The organism is Azospirillum sp. ST 5-10 (assembly GCF_051225715.1).
Classification (GTDB): Bacteria; Pseudomonadota; Alphaproteobacteria; order Azospirillales; family Azospirillaceae; genus Azospirillum.
Window position 1 is genome coordinate 364173 of the sequence record NZ_JBPJSP010000002.1, and the last position, 14780, is coordinate 378952.

13 protein-coding genes are annotated in these 14780 nt (G+C 71.1%); 3 read left to right on the forward strand and 10 right to left on the reverse strand.

Annotated features, from left to right (window positions below):
* The first annotated feature begins 43 nt into the window (after positions 1 to 43).
* The 3 genes from proV (at position 44) to ACSBPG_RS04020 (ending at position 3253) form a co-directional block, all read left to right on the forward strand.
* Positions 44 to 1363 carry a glycine betaine/L-proline ABC transporter ATP-binding protein ProV gene (gene proV / locus ACSBPG_RS04010; RefSeq protein ID WP_435535817.1) on the forward strand — a complete coding sequence of 440 codons (1320 nt, stop codon included), beginning with the start codon at positions 44 to 46 and terminating at the stop codon, positions 1361 to 1363.
* 3 nt (positions 1364 to 1366) lie between these two features.
* Positions 1367 to 2251, forward strand: a complete 885-nt coding sequence (locus ACSBPG_RS04015) for an ABC transporter permease (RefSeq protein WP_435535818.1) — start codon at positions 1367 to 1369, stop codon at positions 2249 to 2251.
* Between the two features lie 123 nt (positions 2252 to 2374).
* The gene (locus ACSBPG_RS04020) at positions 2375 to 3253 is read left to right on the forward strand and encodes a glycine betaine ABC transporter substrate-binding protein (RefSeq protein ID WP_435535819.1); all 879 of its coding nucleotides are present in this window, start codon (positions 2375 to 2377) and stop codon (positions 3251 to 3253) included.
* A gap of 194 nt (positions 3254 to 3447) precedes the next feature.
* Here ACSBPG_RS04020 and ACSBPG_RS04025 read toward each other — a convergent pair whose 3' ends face one another.
* From ACSBPG_RS04025 to ACSBPG_RS04070, 10 genes are all read right to left on the reverse strand, one after another.
* Positions 3448 to 4728, reverse strand: a complete 1281-nt coding sequence (locus tag ACSBPG_RS04025; protein ID WP_435535820.1) for a D-tagatose-bisphosphate aldolase, class II, non-catalytic subunit — start codon at positions 4726 to 4728, stop codon at positions 3448 to 3450.
* 38 nt (positions 4729 to 4766) lie between these two features.
* Positions 4767 to 5849: an ABC transporter ATP-binding protein gene (locus ACSBPG_RS04030; protein WP_435535821.1), complete on the reverse strand. Its 1083-nt coding sequence runs from the start codon at positions 5847 to 5849 to the stop codon at positions 4767 to 4769.
* A gap of 84 nt (positions 5850 to 5933) precedes the next feature.
* Entirely contained in the window at positions 5934 to 6887 is a 954-nt protein-coding gene (locus tag ACSBPG_RS04035; RefSeq protein WP_435535822.1) for an SIS domain-containing protein, read from the reverse strand.
* Positions 6888 to 6918: 31 nt separating this feature from the next.
* On the reverse strand, positions 6919 to 7791 hold the full coding sequence (locus ACSBPG_RS04040; RefSeq protein WP_435535823.1) for a carbohydrate ABC transporter permease: 873 nt from the start codon (positions 7789 to 7791) through the stop codon (positions 6919 to 6921).
* A 2-nt stretch (positions 7792 to 7793) separates the two neighbouring features.
* Positions 7794 to 8693 (reverse strand): carbohydrate ABC transporter permease, encoded by a 900-nt coding sequence (locus ACSBPG_RS04045; protein WP_435535824.1) that lies wholly within the window; start codon positions 8691 to 8693, stop codon positions 7794 to 7796.
* A gap of 158 nt (positions 8694 to 8851) precedes the next feature.
* Positions 8852 to 10102, reverse strand: coding sequence for an extracellular solute-binding protein (locus tag ACSBPG_RS04050; RefSeq protein WP_435535825.1), 1251 nt, complete (start codon positions 10100 to 10102; stop codon positions 8852 to 8854).
* Positions 10103 to 10129: 27 nt separating this feature from the next.
* Positions 10130 to 11077: an N-acetylglucosamine kinase gene (locus tag ACSBPG_RS04055; RefSeq protein ID WP_435535826.1), complete on the reverse strand. Its 948-nt coding sequence runs from the start codon at positions 11075 to 11077 to the stop codon at positions 10130 to 10132.
* Positions 11074 to 11880, reverse strand: a complete 807-nt coding sequence (locus ACSBPG_RS04060; RefSeq protein ID WP_435535827.1) for a DeoR/GlpR family DNA-binding transcription regulator — start codon at positions 11878 to 11880, stop codon at positions 11074 to 11076. Before ACSBPG_RS04060 ends, ACSBPG_RS04055 begins: the two co-directional genes overlap by 4 nt.
* A gap of 222 nt (positions 11881 to 12102) precedes the next feature.
* Positions 12103 to 14013, reverse strand: coding sequence for a sensor histidine kinase (locus ACSBPG_RS04065; protein WP_435535828.1), 1911 nt, complete (start codon positions 14011 to 14013; stop codon positions 12103 to 12105).
* Entirely contained in the window at positions 14014 to 14691 is a 678-nt protein-coding gene (locus tag ACSBPG_RS04070) for a response regulator (protein WP_435535829.1), read from the reverse strand.
* Between the last annotated feature and the right edge of the window lie 89 nt (positions 14692 to 14780).

Sequence of the window (14780 nt, forward strand, 5' to 3'; positions counted from 1 at the left end):
CGCGCGGCGCGCCTCGGCGCCGCGACAGAGCGGAGAGCCGTCGATGACGGCGGCGGCTGGGCAACAGGCCGCGGCCGGGACGCCCCGCGCGGCCATGGCGGCGCCCGTGACGGCGCCCACGGCGCCCACGGCGGCAGGCGGCGCCAGGGCCGCCGCACCGGCCGCCGCGCCCGGCGAGATCCGGCTCGCCGTCCGCAACGTCTCCAAGGTGTTCGCGCCGGATCCCGGCCCGGCCCTGGCGATGCTCCGCGACGGCGCGGACAAGGCCGCCGTCCTCGAGCGGCTCGGCGTCAACGTCGGCGTCGTCGACGCCAGCTTCGACGTGCGCGCGGGCGAGATCTTCGTGATCATGGGCCTGTCCGGGTCCGGCAAGTCGACCATGATCCGCCTGCTCAACCGGCTGATCGAGCCGTCGGACGGCGCGATCCTGCTCGACGGGCGCGACCTCGTGCGCATGTCCAAGCGCGAGCTGGTGCAGGCGCGGCGCCGCGACATGAGCATGGTGTTCCAGTCCTTCGCCCTGCTGCCCCGCCGCTCCGCGCTGGACAACGCCGCCTTCGGCCTGGAGGTCGCCGGCGTGCCGAAGGCCGAGCGGCACAAGGCCGCCATGGCGGCGCTGGAGGCGGTGGGCCTCGGCGCCTACGCCGGACGCCTGCCGGGGGAGATGTCCGGCGGCATGCAGCAGCGCGTCGGCCTCGCCCGGGCGCTCGCCAACAACCCGACCATCATGCTGATGGACGAGGCGTTCTCGGCCCTCGACCCGCTGATCCGCACCGAGATGCAGGACGAGCTGCTGCGCCTCCAGCGCGAGCACCAGCGCACCATCGTCTTCATCAGCCACGACCTGGACGAGGCGATGCGCATCGGCGACCGCATCGCCATCATGGAGGGCGGGCGGATCGTGCAGATCGGCGCCCCCTACGACATCCTGCGCAACCCGGCCGACGCCTACGTCCGCTCCTTCTTCCGCAACGTCGACGTGTCGAAGGTGCTGCGCGCCGGCGACGTCGCCCGCTTCGAGGCGACCAACACCATCATCCGCATCCCCGGCGAGCTGATGCCGGCGCTGCGTCTCCTCCAGGAGAACGGCCACACCTACGGCTACGTGCGCGACGACGAGGGGCGGTTCCAGGGCGTGGTGTCCCGCGAGACGCTGGAGCGCGAGCTGCGCACGCCCCAGCCGCGCTTCCTGCACGCCTTCCTGTCCGGCGTGGAGACGGTGCCGAGCGCGGCGCCGGTCCACAACCTGCTGCGCGTCGTCGCCGCCACCGACTGGCCGGTGCCGGTGGTGGACGAGGCCGGCGCCTTCGTCGGCGCGATTTCCCGCGCCCTTCTTCTGAACACCCTGGATCGGGAGGGCTGAGCCATGGACGTCGAGATCCACATCGGCAACGTCGTCGAGGACCTTGTCGAGTTCATGCTCGACCACTTCCAGCCCACGCTCGACGTCATCGCCTCGATCGTCGACGGCTTCGGCGGCGCCATCGACGCCGTGCTGGTCGGCACGCCGGCGTGGCTGCTCATCGCGCTCCTGGTCGGCCTGTCGGTGTGGCGCCTCGGGCTCGGGTTCGGCGCCTTCGCGCTCGCCGCCCTCCTGCTCATCTCGGGCATGGGGCTGTGGACGGAGACGGCCGCCACCCTCGGCCTCGTCCTCTCGGCGACGCTGCTCAGCCTGGCCATCGGCATCCCGCTCGGCATCCTGATGGTGCGCAGCCGCGCCTTCGAGAGCGTGGCGAAGACCACGCTGGACTTCATGCAGACGATGCCGGCCTTCGTCTACCTGATCCCGGCGGTGATGTTCTTCGGCCTGGGCCGGGTGCCGGGCATCCTCGCCACCGTCATCTTCGCCATGCCGCCGGCCGTGCGCCTGACGGCGCTGGGCATCCAGCAGGTGCCGGGCGAGATCATCGAGGCCGGGCGCGCCTTCGGCTGCATGGACCGCCAGCTCCTCTTCAAGGTGCAGCTGCCCAACGCGCTGCCCTCCATCATGGCGGGGGTCAACCAGACCATGATGATGGCGCTCTCGATGATCGTCATCGCCTCGATGATCGGCGCCGGCGGCCTCGGCAACGTGGTGCTGCAGGGCATCCAGCGGCTCGACATCGCGCTGGGCTTCGAGAGCGGGCTGAGCGTGGTGCTGCTGGCCATCATCCTCGACCGCATCACCCAGAGCTTCGGCACCGGCAAGGCGACGCGGCCCGTGCCGGGAGCTTCCTTCCTGCGGCGTCTCATCCCCGTCCCGGCGCGCTGAGCCAGATCGCTTTTGGCCGATCCGGCCGAAAGCGATCTTGCTCCAAACATTCGAATTTAAGGCCAGACCGCCGCCGGGCGCCGGTTCCCCAGGCTCCGACCTCCAACGAAAGGACCATCACGCATGGGTGTTTTCCAAAGGATCGCGCACGCCCTGTCGGCGGCGGCGCTCGCCACCGGCCTGCTCGTCGGCACCGCGTCGGCGGCGGACACGACGGTGAAGATCGGCTGGACGGCGTGGTCCGACGCCGAGGCCGTCACCAAGCTGGCCGCGAAGCTCATCGAGGAGCGGCTGGGCACCAAGGTCGAGCTGATCATGGCCGACATCGGCATCCAGTATCAGGGCCTGGCCGCCGGCAAGCTGGACGCCATGCTGATGTCGTGGCAGCCGCTGACCCACAAGCCCTACCTGGACAAGGTGGGCAAGGATCTCGTCGATCTCGGCCCGCTCTACACCCGCGCCAAGCTGGGCTGGGCGGTGCCGGACTACGTCCCCGCCGCCGAGGTGTCGAGCATCGAGGACCTCAAGAAGCCCGACGTGATGAAGAAGCTGGGCAGCCGCATCCAGGGCATCGATCCCGGTGCCGGGCTGATGCAGGCGTCGGAGACGGCGCTCAAGGAGTACGGCCTGTCCGGCTACCAGCTCGTCTCGGCCAGCGACGCCGGCATGCTGGCGGCGCTGGAGCGCGCGGTGAAGCGCGACGAGTGGATCGTCGTCACCACCTGGTCGCCGCACTGGATGTTCGCCAACTGGAAGCTGCGCTACCTCGACGACCCCAAGGCGACGCTGGGCGGGCTGGAGAGCGTCAACGCCCTGGTGCGCAAGGGCTTCTACCAGGACCACCCGGAGGTCTTCGAGTTCCTGAACCGCATGGTGATGCCGATCGGCGATCTCGAGGCCATGATGTACGAGGCCAAGCAGACCAGCTACGAGCAGGCGGTCGACACCTACATCAAGAACAACGCCGCGCGCATCGACTACTGGGTGACGGGCAAGCTCTGATATGGTTCGCGGATGATCGGTTCGATCATCCGCAAACCGTAAAACCCGGCAGATCAATGCAATAGCATTGATCGAGAGGGGCATGCGAATGAAGCCTTCAGGCGGAATTCGTATGATCCCCTCGGGCGCCGCCGGGGCACGTCCGGCGGCGCCGCGGCAGGGCCGGCCGCCACGGCGCGGCGACCAGCCGATCGTCATCGGCAGGCGCTGAAATAGTCCTCCAGCACGATGTCGACCATGCCGATGGCGAGTTCGTGGGCCGTGGGCGTCACCGCGCCGCTGCGCACCCCCGCATAGCAGGCGCGAAGGTACTGGCTGACCAGCGTTTCGGGGACGGCAGCGCCGTCGAGGAGGGCGAACAGCGTGTCGACCGCCCGCGCCACCTCGGGCTGCGGCCAGTAGTAGCGGATGCGGTCCGAATAGCTGAAGTGCCGTTGCACGCGCTGCTCGTCGGCCGTCCCGGGGTAATATTTCGCCCAGTCGCCGGGACGGGCGAGCATCACCCGCTCCACGGTCTCCCGCAGCGTTTCCGCGCGCCGCCCCGGGAACAGCACCTCGGCGATCTGGTCGAGGCCGTAGACGGCCTCGCGCAGCGCGAACGTCAGCGCCGGCCCCACCTTGAGGATGGCGAAGCCGTCGTGAACCAGCGCCCTCAGCGCCGCGGGGGTCTGGTAGTCCGTGGAATGCGCCTCGAACACGAACCCCGGCAGCTCGTCGAGCACGGCGCTGAGGGCGGCGGTCCTGCCGGGATCGTAGGCGACGACGTTGTGGTTGCCGAATTCGACGCCCGGCTGCACCACCGCGGCGATGACGCGCTCGAAGGCGGCGGCGGCCCCCGCCGCCGCGAAGGCTTCGCGATGCCGGCGGACGGTCTCGCGCGCGGCGTCCGGCCGCGTGACGTCGAGCGCCGCGATGTCCTCCATCGCGCCGCCCGGGATCGGCACCTCGGTGCCGATCACGTAGACCGGCTTCACCGCCGCGTTCGCCGTCGCCGCCTCGGCGACCGCCGCCAGGCGTGCCGCCCGTTCCGCCGTCACGACGTCGCCGAGCGCCACGGGCTCCCCGGCGCATCCCATCGAGGTGTCGAGATGGAGCTTGGTGAAGCCGGCTTCGGCGAAGGCCCCGATCATCGTCTCGGCCTTCGCCATCGCCTCGTCCGCCGGCAGCGTCTTCCAGGGGTTGGGACCGAGATGGTCGCCGCCGAGGATGACCCGGTCGACGGGAAACCCGACGCGTGCGGCGACCGCCGCCACGAAGTCCCGGAAGCCCTTCGGCGTCATGCCGGTGTAGCCGCCGTCCTGGTTGACCTGGTTGCAGGTCGCCTCGATCAGCACCGGGCAGCCGCGGCGCGCCGCGTGCCGCATCGCCGCCTCGATCACCAGCGGATGCGCCGAGCAGACGGACGGCATGCCGCGCCTGCCGGACGGATGTGACCGCCGGGAGGCGGACAGGGTTTCGAGCGGGTTCGCGGTCATGGGAGAACCGTCCTTGAAGATGGTGGTCGCGGGTGTGGTCACGCCGTCGGCTCGATGCGTGTGCCGCTCGCCCGGTCGAAGAGGTGGATGCTCCCCGGCTTGAGGGTGACGAAGGCGTGGTCCAGGCCGGCGACGCGTCCGGTCTCGCTGACCACCACCTCGTGGCTGCCGAGCCGGCCGAACACATGGGTCTCGGCGCCGGTGGGCTCGATGAGGCTGATCGCGAGGGGGAGCGCGTCCGGCGCCGGCTCCGTCGCGAGGTCGAGATGCTCGGGCCGCAGCCCGACGGTGACCGGCGTTCCGTCGGCGATGCCGGCGTAACGGTCGAGCGGCAGGCCGAGCCCGTCGTCGGCCACCGCGCGAAGGCGGCCGCCGTCGCTGCGCACCGTCGCCTCGATCAGGTTCATCGCCGGCGAGCCGATGAAGGTCGCGACGAACAGGTTGGCCGGCCGGTCGTAGACGTCGAGCGGGGCGCCCACCTGCTCGATCCGCCCGCCGTTCAGGATGACGATGCGGTCGGACATGGTCATCGCCTCGATCTGGTCGTGCGTGACGTAGATCGCCGTGGTGCCGAGCCGCCGCTGCAGCGCCTTGATCTCGGTTCGCATCTGCACGCGCAGCTTGGCGTCGAGGTTGCTCAGCGGTTCGTCCAGCAGGAACACCTGCGGCTTGCGCACGATCGCCCGGCCCATGGCGACGCGCTGGCGCTGGCCGCCCGACAGCGCCTTGGGCAGGCGGTCGAGATAGGGCGTGAGGCCGAGCAGTTCCGCCGTCTCGGCGACGGCCCGCGCGATGTCCGCCTTGGGCACTTTGCGCAGCTTCAGGCTGAAGCCCATGTTCTCCGCCACGGTCAGGTGCGGGTAGAGGGCGTAGTTCTGGAAGACCATGGCGATGTCGCGGTCCTTCGGCGCGACGTCGTTGATGGCGCGCCCGTCGATGGCGATCGTGCCGTCGGAAATGTCCTCGAGCCCGGCGATCATGCGCAGCAGGGTCGACTTGCCGCAGCCCGACGCGCCGATCAGGGAGACGAACTCGCCGTCGCGGATCGACAGGTCGATGCCGCGGATCACCTCGACGGTGCCGTAGCGTTTGACGAGACGGTGGATGTCGACGGCGACCATGGCGGGTCAACTCCTGCAATACGGATCTTCGTGCCGGGGGCGCCCGGGGCCGTTGCCGTGCGCAACCGGCCCCGGGGCGGCGGTTCAGGCGAGCGTCACGACCTTCGTGAGGTTGCGCGGCGCGGTGCTGTCGATGTTCTTGGACTGGGCGATCCGTTCGCCGAGGATCTGCAGCGCCGGCAGCATTTCCAGCGCGCGCTGCAGGCCGCGCGTCCTCGTCGGCAGCGCGAGATCGCCGGGGCCGCCCAGGCCGACGACCTTGGCGCCCTTGGCCTGCAGGTCGCGGACGAGCCGGGCGTCGTTCTCCGGCGTGTCCTCGCCGTAGAGCACGACGGCCAGCATGGTCTCGTCGGCGAGGCTGATCGGTCCGTGCCGGTATTCCATGGTGTGGAACGGCTGCGAGACGCTGATGCTCATCTCCTGCAGTTTCAGCGCACCCTCGGACGCGACGCCGAAATAGGCGCCGGTGCCGAGGACGACGAACTTGTCGCGCCCGGCGACCAGGGCCGGGGCCGCGGTGCCCATGGCGTCCAGGTTGGCGCGCGCACCGGCGACGGCCGCGGCCTCGACGGTCTCGCCGGCCATGCGCAGGCCCATCAGCAGCATGAGGCTCGCCGACGACGACATGACGATGCCCTCGTCGGGATGGGTCGGCGCGAAGGCCACCACGTCGGCGATGCGCGCCATCGCGCTGTCCTTCTCGCAGGTGATGGCGACGACCGGCAGGCCGAGCTCGCGGCTCGCGCGGACCGCCTGCACCACCTCGGTCGACTCGCCGCTGCGGGACACCCCGACGACCGTCGCCCCCGCGAGGTCGGGCAGGTAGGCCTTGTGACGCTGGGCCCATTCGCTGCCGGGCACGGCGATCGCGCGCTTGCCGTTGAGGTTGAAGGCGGCCGCGAGGCTCTGCGCGATGTAGTAGGAGGTGCCGCAGCCGACGAAAACGCGGGTGTCGGCGTCGACCTCGGGCAGCGCGATCTCCAGCGCCTTCTCCCAGAAGGCAAACTGCTCGACGATGACGCGTTCGGTGGTGTTCATGAGACGAGGTCCTTGTTGAGGGGGTGCGCGATCACTTGGTCGCGCCGGCCATCAGTCCGCTGACGAGGTAGCGGTTGAGAAAGAGCACGAGCAGAACGGGCGGGATGATCGCGAGGATGCCGGCGGCGTTCATCAGCCCGAAGTCGATGTAGTTGCGGGTCACGAACTCGGGGATCAGCACCGTCAACGGCTTGGTCGCGAGCGTCGGGGAGAACACCAGGGGCACCATGAACTGGCCCCAGGCGCTCAGGAAGGTCAGGATGGCGCTGGCGATGAGGCCGGGCGTGGCGAGCGGCAGCACGATGTGGACGAGCGTGTAGAGCCGTCCGGCGCCGTCGAGCCGGGCGGCCTCCTCGAGCGAGACCGGCATCGCTTGGTAGACCGACCGCATCAGCCAGAGCGCCAGCGGCAGGAAGGCCGACACGTAGATCAGCGTGATGCCGAGATAGGTGTCGATGAGCCGCAGCGCGATCATCAGCCGGTAGAGCGGGATCATCACCGTGTAGGCGGGGATCGCCAATGTCGCGACCACCAGGGCGAACAGCAGGCCGCGCCCCGGGAACTCGAGGCGGACGAAGGCGTAGGCGCCGAAGGCGGCGACCAGGACCGTCACGACCGTCGCCGCGAGCGACGTGACGAGGCTGTTGACGAGGGCCGCCGAGAACTGCGGCCAGACCGACTGGACGGCGTTGCCCTGCGAGACGCTCGTCGCTCCCAGCAGCTTGCCGTAATGTTCGAGCGTCGGGTTGCGCGGCCAGAAGGATGGGGTGCCGACCAGGTCGACCGGCGGCGTCAGCGAGGTGACGAGCGACCAGTAGACCGGCCCCAGCGACCAGACGATCAGGACCGTCGCGGCGGCGGCGATGCCGGCGTGGCCGATCAGGGATGACGTGGCTTTGCGCATGGTCAGTCGAACCTCGTTTCGCGATAGACGCGCAGCACGTAGAGGAGCGAGACGAGCAGCGACGCGAGCATGGCCAGGATCGACAGGGCCATCCCGCTGGAGAACCGGAGGTTCTGGAAGGAGGTCAGGTAGACCTGGACGATCACCGACCGCGTGTCGAGGCTGGCCCCGGAGAGGATCCAGGCTTCGTCGAACAGGTTGAAGGCGAAGACGGTCGACTGGCTGAGCGCGATGGCGAGGCCGCCCGAGATCAGCGGCAGGGTCACCAGGCGGAAGCACTTGAACGGGCCCGCCCCGTCGAGGCGCGCCGCCTCGTAGAGATCGCGCGGGATGCTCTGCAGGGCGGCCAGCAGGATGACGGCGGTCAGGGGCATCATGCGCCAGACGTGCACCAGCGAGATCAGGAACAGCGCCGTCGCCTGGTCGTTGAACCAGACCTTGCGCTCGGACAGGAGGCCGAGCCCCAGCAGCACATGGTTGAGCAGCCCGTAGCTGGGGTTGAAGATCCACATCCAGACGACGGCGTTGACCACCGGCGGGAGGCACCAGGGCAGCACGGTGATGGCAAGCAGCCATTGCCGGCCGTAGCGGACGCGGTTGAGCAGCAGCGCCGCCCCCAGCCCCCCGGCGGTCTCCAGCGTCACGGCCATGGCCACGTAGGCGAGGGTGTTGATCCACGACGCCCGGACGTTGCCGTCCGTCACGAGGTCGGCATAGTTGCGCAGGCCCACGAAGGGCGTGCCCGGCCGCATCGGATCGATCCGGTAGAGGCTGTCCAGCGCCGATGTGGCGAGCGGCCAGAACACCAGGCCTCCCATGATGACGACGATGGGCACGACGAGGGCGGCGGCCAGGACGACCTCGTCCCGCTTGTAGCGGCGGCGGCAGGGTGGGCTCGGCATCGGCGTTTTCGCTTTTCGCGGCGTACGGCGCGGCGGCAACGGCCGCCGGTCCGGCCATCCGCCGGCGCCGTGGGAAGGAGGGACGGGGGGCGCGGCAGGGCGCCCCCCCCTCGGGTGCACGGCGTCCCCTGACCGGGTCCGCCTTTCACCGGACGACGTCAGTTCCTCTGCGCGTCCGCCGCCGCCTTGGCGATTTCGGCGACCGCCGCGTCGACGCTGAGCTGGCCCTTGGCGGCCTGGTTGATGGCGCTCGCCACCGCGGTCGAGAACTGCGGATACCAGGCGGGCGTGCCCTGCGCGAACAGCGGCTCGACCAGGGACGCCTGCTGGAGCAGCACGTCGCCCTGCTTGAGCTTGCCGGCCTCGTTGAGCCGCTTCAGCACCGACAGGCGCGGCGGCAGGTTGCCGAGGGTCTCGTAGCTGGCGATCTCGTTTTCCGGCTTGGCCAGCCACGCGATGAAGGCCTGCGCCGCCTTGGCGTTGGTCGAGCCGACGGGAATCCCCACCGCTTCCGGCAGGCCGAAGGTGCGCGACGTGCCGGTGACCGAGGGCATCAGCGCCGCGGCCACGTCGGCGGCCACCTGCGACTTGCCCGGATCGCTGTAGACCGCGAGGTTGCCGGCCCAGCCGGCGACGTCGAAGGTGATCTTGCCGCTCTTGAACAGCTCGTGCACCTCGACGTCCTTGAGACCGGTGGCGGCCGGGTCGATCAGGCCTTCCTTGAGCGCGGTCATCTCGAAGGCGAGCGCCTTGTAGCCGGCCGAATCCGGGCTGGTGAACAGCGGCTTGAAGTCCTTGTCGAAGAGGTCGCCGCCGAAGACCTTGGTGAGGAGGTACCAGGCGGTCGAGGTGCCTTCGGACGCCGACAGCGGCAGGCCGATCGGATGGTCGGCGATCTTCGCGGCCTTGACCGCCCTGGCCGCGGCGAGCAGCTCGTCCGGCGTCTTCGGCGCGGCGGCGACGCCGGCCTTGTCGAGATGGCCCTTGTTGTAGATCAGGATGCGGAAGTCGTTGGCGTAGGGGATGGCGAGCAGCTTGCCGTCGAAGCGGAAGATCGACGCGGTCGGGATGTCGGCGACCACGTCGGCGTCGATCTTGCCGTCGAGCGGCTGGTACCAGGACGCCGCGCCGAACTGGCCGACCCACGACCAGTCGACTTCCGTGGCGTCGGCGGGGGCGGTCCCGGCGATCATCGAGGTGATGATCTTGGTGCGGATCTCGTCCCAGCCGAGCGTCTGGGCGTCGAGCGACACGCCCGCTTCGGCGGCGAAGCGGTCGGTCATCTCCTTGGGCAGCGTGCCCCAGGGGGGCAGCAGGACCGTCAGCGTGTCGGCCGCGAGGCTTGCGCCGGCAAACGAGCCCAGGAGCGGAAGGGCCAGCGCCAAAGCCGCAAAATCACGTCTTCTCATTCTGTATTCCCCCTGTTCTTCGTCGTTTCATGGAGCGAAGGCCGTCCGGAGCGCCGCCGCGAGGCGGCCGATCCAGGCGTCGTCGATCGGCCAGCCCGCCTGTCGGGCGGCTCGCAGGACCGCCCCGCCGACCGGCGGCAGGCGCGGTTGCGTCGGCCGGACGCCGAGACGCGCGGCCATGCGGTCGGCCATCTCGGGCGCGTTGAAGACGCCGCCGGCGTAGCTCCAGCGCAGCGGCGCCGTGCCGCCGCACAGCCGCCAGGCGGCGGCGAGCTGCTCGCAGAGCTCGTCGGCCGCGCGGTCCATCAGCCTTTGCGCCGCCGCCTCGCCGTCGGCGGCGATCGCCGCCACGTGGCGCGCGAGCCCGGCGACGCCGGCGCGGCGGTTGGCGAGCCCGTAGCACCAGGCCGACAGCTCGTCCGGGCCGATCGCCATGGCGGCGAGCAGGCGCCCGGCGAAGCCGGGGGCCGGGGCCCGGCCGTCGACGTGGCGCGACAGCAGGGTCAGCGCCTCGCGGCCGATCCAGTAGGCGCTGCCCTCGTCGCCGAAGACATCCCCCCAGCCGCCGACCCGCACGTGCGGGCTGTCCGGACCGGCGAGGCTCGCCCACGCCATCGACCCGGTGCCGGACAGGCTGAGGGCGCCGGGACCGCACGCGAAGGCACCGTCGAACGCGATGCGGACGTCGTTCTCGACGGTCGCGCCCTCCGGAAAATGCCGGCGCACCGTCGCCCGCTGGGCGGACGAGAAGCGGTCGATCTCGCCGTGGAACGGCAGGCCGAACACGGCCGCCTCGATCCGCGGTCCGCCGGGGCCGGCGGCGAGCCGGGCGATCTCCTCCCGCCAGCCGTCGCCGGCCGTGGGATCGAGGCTCGCGAGCCGATCGCGGGAGAGGATGGTGGCGTCGGCCGCCACCACGACGGCCAGCGTCTTGGTGCCGCCGCCGTCCACCCCGAGGACGCCGCCCGCGGTCACGGCTCGTCCTCCTCGGGATCGGGGGCGTCGCCGGCGTCGGCGCCGACCAGCGTCGTCCGGCAGCCGGCGCGCTCCAGCGTCTCGACCCACGGCGCGGCAAGGCTGTGGTCGGTGATCAGTTCGAGCCGGTCGTCGAGCCGGATGACCCGATAGGTGGCCCGCCGCCCGAACTTGCTGGCGTCGGTCAGAACGGCGGTGCGCGCCGCCCGCGTCACCATGATCTCGTTGAGGCGCGCCTCGTGCTCGTCGGTCGTGTAGGCGCAACCGTCCTCGCCGATGGCGCTCACCCCGAGAAACAGCTGATCGAACCACAGCCGCTCCAGCGTTCCTTCGGCGAGCGCGCCCAGCAGGGACGCGTTCCGCGACCGCAGCCGGCCCCCCAGCAGAGTCACCGACACGTCGCGGACGTCCGTCAGGATCTGGGCGACCGCGAGGCAGTTGGTGAACACCGACAGCGGCATCGGGTTGATGCGGATGCGGCGGGCCACCTGGAGCACCGTCGTTCCGGCGTCGAGAAACACCGCCGTCTCCGGGCGCAGTCTCCCGTACGCGGCAAACCCGATGGCCCGCTTGGCGGCGATGTTGGCCTGCTCGCGCACCTCGAAGGCCGCCTCGATCTCGGCGATGTCGGTGATGCGCGCCCCGCCGTGGGTGCGCTGGATCGAGCCTTCGCTCTCCAGCGTCAGGAGGTCGCGGCGCACGGTGGGCAGCGAGGCCCCGACCGCCTCGGCGATCTCATGGATCGAGGCCGACGTCCTCTCGAACAGGTAGCGACGGATCGCCGAGCGGCGGTCGGTCCTCATGGAATGATCCTTTCTGATCGCACGGAGAAGTGTATCCGGCGAAGTGATCAGAAACAATCAAAATTGGACGCCATTTTTGATCGGTCCGCCGTATTGCCGAACGCCGCCCGGACCGCCGGCCGGTGCCGTCGCCGCCGGCGCCGGGGTGGGAACGGGCCGTCGCCGACGGCGTCGCGGCGGCAAGGAGCCGACGTTCACGGCATCGTGCGGTGGCAGGGGGCGTCAGGAGTGGGGCAGGCGTTCCGGCAGGTCCAGGACCACCATCGTTCCGTCGGGCCCGCTGCGGATGTCCAGGCCGGCGCCGAGACGCTCGGCGCGCCGCCGCATGCTGGACAGGCCGTAGCCGCCGTTCCGGCCGACGGCGCCGCCCCGGCCGTGGTCGCGCAGGGACAGGCGGACGCCGCAGCCCGGCCGCGGCGACGGACCCGCCGCGAAGGCCAGCGTCGCCGAGCCGCTGTGGCGGAAGGCGTTCGTCGCCGCCTCCTGCAGGATGCGGTAGATGGCGAGCACCTGTCCCGGCTGCAGGCCCTGCAGGTCCGGCACCCCGGCCGTCCGCCAGAGCAGCGTCACCCCGTGGGCGGCGGCCTGCGGCTCGATCCGCTCGCGCAGCACCGCCAGCATCACGCCGAGGTCGTCGCCGTAGTCCTCCAGCGAGGCGACGATCAGGCGCAGGTCGGTCAGGGCGGCGCCGACCGCGTCCGTCACCTCGTCCCGCTCCCGCCCCTGGAGCTCGCACAGCGACAGGATGGAGACGAGCTGGCCGGCAAGGCCGTCGTGCAGGTCGCTCATCAGCCGCACCCGCTCGGCCTGCACCGCCACGGTGCGGGCCTGCGCCTGCTCGCGCGCGAAGCTGCGGCGCAGGGCGTCCTCGGCCGCCGCCACCTCGCGCGCCAGCCGGGCGCTGAAGCGGTCCAGCGCCGTCATGGTCTGGGCGAAGCGCCACAGCAGCACGGCGCTGACGGCGGCGAGGACGATGGGCACGGCGAAGCGGCCGACCATCACCTGGCGGTCCCCCAGGTCCTGGCGCAGGATCAGCACGTCATGGCCGGCGGTCAGGAGCGACGTCAGGAACGCGCCGAACAACAGCGCCGCGGCGCTGTCGCGGCGGACGAGGGCGGCGCGCAGGACGACCGCGATGCCCCACGCCATGACCACGACGCCGCATGGAAGCAGCAGGGTGCCGACCAGCCAGAGATGGGCCTGGGTGGACACCAGGGGCTGCAGGGCGGCCACCGCCAGCCCCGGCACGACGAACCACCAGACGGGAACCGGCGGGCGGCGGCCGACGAACAGCCAGGCCAGCGGCAACACCAGGTAGCTGCTGATCGCCTTGCCGTGGTTGAGGAACCGGTACACGCCCTCGTCGACGCCGTCGCCCAGCAGCGCCGGCAGGGTCTGGGTGGCGTTGATCATGAACAGGACGCCGCACAGCAGGAAGATCGGCTCCTGCCGGCGGGCGAGCCACAGGACGAGGAGCGCCAACCCCATCGCCAGCTGCCAGCCGTCGATCATCCGCGGCAGCGTGGTGAAGAGGAAGGTGCGGCGGTCGTGGTCGGGACGCAGCCGGGAATCCGGCGCGATCGCCACCGGGCCGAGGAAGCCGGCGATCGTTCCCCGCTTGGTGAGGACGAGGTCGAACACGTTGTCGCCCGGCCGCAGCAGGGGCGGCGGCAAGGTGACCAGCATCGGGCTGGCGGCCGTGATGTCGGCGGCCGACCGCTGCCAGCGGCTGTCGGCGATGGCGACGCCGTTCAGGCGGACGGTCAGCCCGCCCAGGAAGGAAGGCACGTAGAGCGACCACAGCTCCCCGTCCGCCGGCTCGGCCCGGTGGACGATCCGCAGGGTGACGGCGCACCCGCCGGGGTCGGGCACCGCCGGGCAGTGATAGGGGAGGGCCACGGTCCGCCAGGACCCGGCGCCCCCGGCCGCACCGCCCGGAACCGCCATCGCCGCCTCCTGGCGGAACAGGGCGGCGAACGCCGAGGTGTCCGGGCGGTCCCAGAACAGGACGAGGGCCATCATCGCCGGGAACGCCAGGGCGACGGCGAGCGCCAGGCGCCACCGCCGGTCCTCGCGGCGCGCCGCCGGCCCTGCCCTGAGGCCGCCCCCGGCGGCGAGGCCGTCCGTCGACAATCAGGGGCCCAGGTTGATGATCTTGTGGTTGATGGCGGTGAACACCGCCTCCCCACGGGAATTGACCTCGAGCTTGCGGTAGATGTTCTTGATGTGGGTGAGCACGGTGTTCCGCGAGATGCCCAGCTGTTCGCCGATGTCGGCGTAGGTCAGGCCCTTGGCGATGCCCCAGAGGATGTCGGTCTCCCGCTCCGTCAGGGCCGGCAGCGGGCTCTCCCCGGCCGGGGTGTCGGGCGGCGCCTGCTGGATGCGGCGCACGATCGTGCGGGCGATCGAGGTCGAGATCGGCGACTGGCCGGCGACCAGGTCGAGCACCGAGCCGACGAGGTCGACCGGGCTGGTGTCCTTGAGGATGTATCCCGCCGCCCCCGCCTCGACGGCGGCCAGCACGCTGCGCTCGTCCCCCAGCACCGACACCACCATGATGTCCATGGCGGGATAGAGGCGCCGGGTTTCGCGGATGAGGTCGACGCCCGAGCCGTCGGGCAGCTTCAGGTCGGTGACCAGCACCCCCGGCACCTGGGCGGCGCAGAGCGCCCGCGCCTCCGTGACGGTCGCGGCGACGCCCACCAGGTCCAGGGCGTCGGAGCCCCGCAGGATCGCCGCCATGCGGTTGCGGATCGGCGCGTCGTCCTCCACCAGCAGGACGCGGATTCGGTGATGCTTCGGTCCGGACATGAACGGCTCGTCTCTCCGCGCGCCCGAGGCGCCGCCCCGCGGCATGGCCGAGGATAAGTGGCGGGAAAGACACCGCACAATACCCAACC

Coding starts and splice junctions, on each gene's coding strand:
- ACSBPG_RS04070 (WP_435535829.1), bottom strand. CDS start 14,691: ATGTCCGGACCGAAGCATCACCGAATCCGCGTCCTGCTGGTGGAGGAC.
- ACSBPG_RS04060 (WP_435535827.1), bottom strand. CDS start 11,880: ATGAGGACCGACCGCCGCTCGGCGATCCGTCGCTACCTGTTCGAGAGG.
- ACSBPG_RS04040 (WP_435535823.1), bottom strand. CDS start 7,791: ATGCGCAAAGCCACGTCATCCCTGATCGGCCACGCCGGCATCGCCGCC.
- ACSBPG_RS04025 (WP_435535820.1), bottom strand. CDS start 4,728: ATGACCGCGAACCCGCTCGAAACCCTGTCCGCCTCCCGGCGGTCACAT.
- ACSBPG_RS04045 (WP_435535824.1), bottom strand. CDS start 8,693: ATGCCGAGCCCACCCTGCCGCCGCCGCTACAAGCGGGACGAGGTCGTC.
- ACSBPG_RS04030 (WP_435535821.1), bottom strand. CDS start 5,849: ATGGTCGCCGTCGACATCCACCGTCTCGTCAAACGCTACGGCACCGTC.
- ACSBPG_RS04015 (WP_435535818.1), top strand. CDS start 1,367: ATGGACGTCGAGATCCACATCGGCAACGTCGTCGAGGACCTTGTCGAG.
- proV (WP_435535817.1), top strand. CDS start 44: ATGACGGCGGCGGCTGGGCAACAGGCCGCGGCCGGGACGCCCCGCGCG.
- ACSBPG_RS04020 (WP_435535819.1), top strand. CDS start 2,375: ATGGGTGTTTTCCAAAGGATCGCGCACGCCCTGTCGGCGGCGGCGCTC.
- ACSBPG_RS04035 (WP_435535822.1), bottom strand. CDS start 6,887: ATGAACACCACCGAACGCGTCATCGTCGAGCAGTTTGCCTTCTGGGAG.
- ACSBPG_RS04050 (WP_435535825.1), bottom strand. CDS start 10,102: ATGAGAAGACGTGATTTTGCGGCTTTGGCGCTGGCCCTTCCGCTCCTG.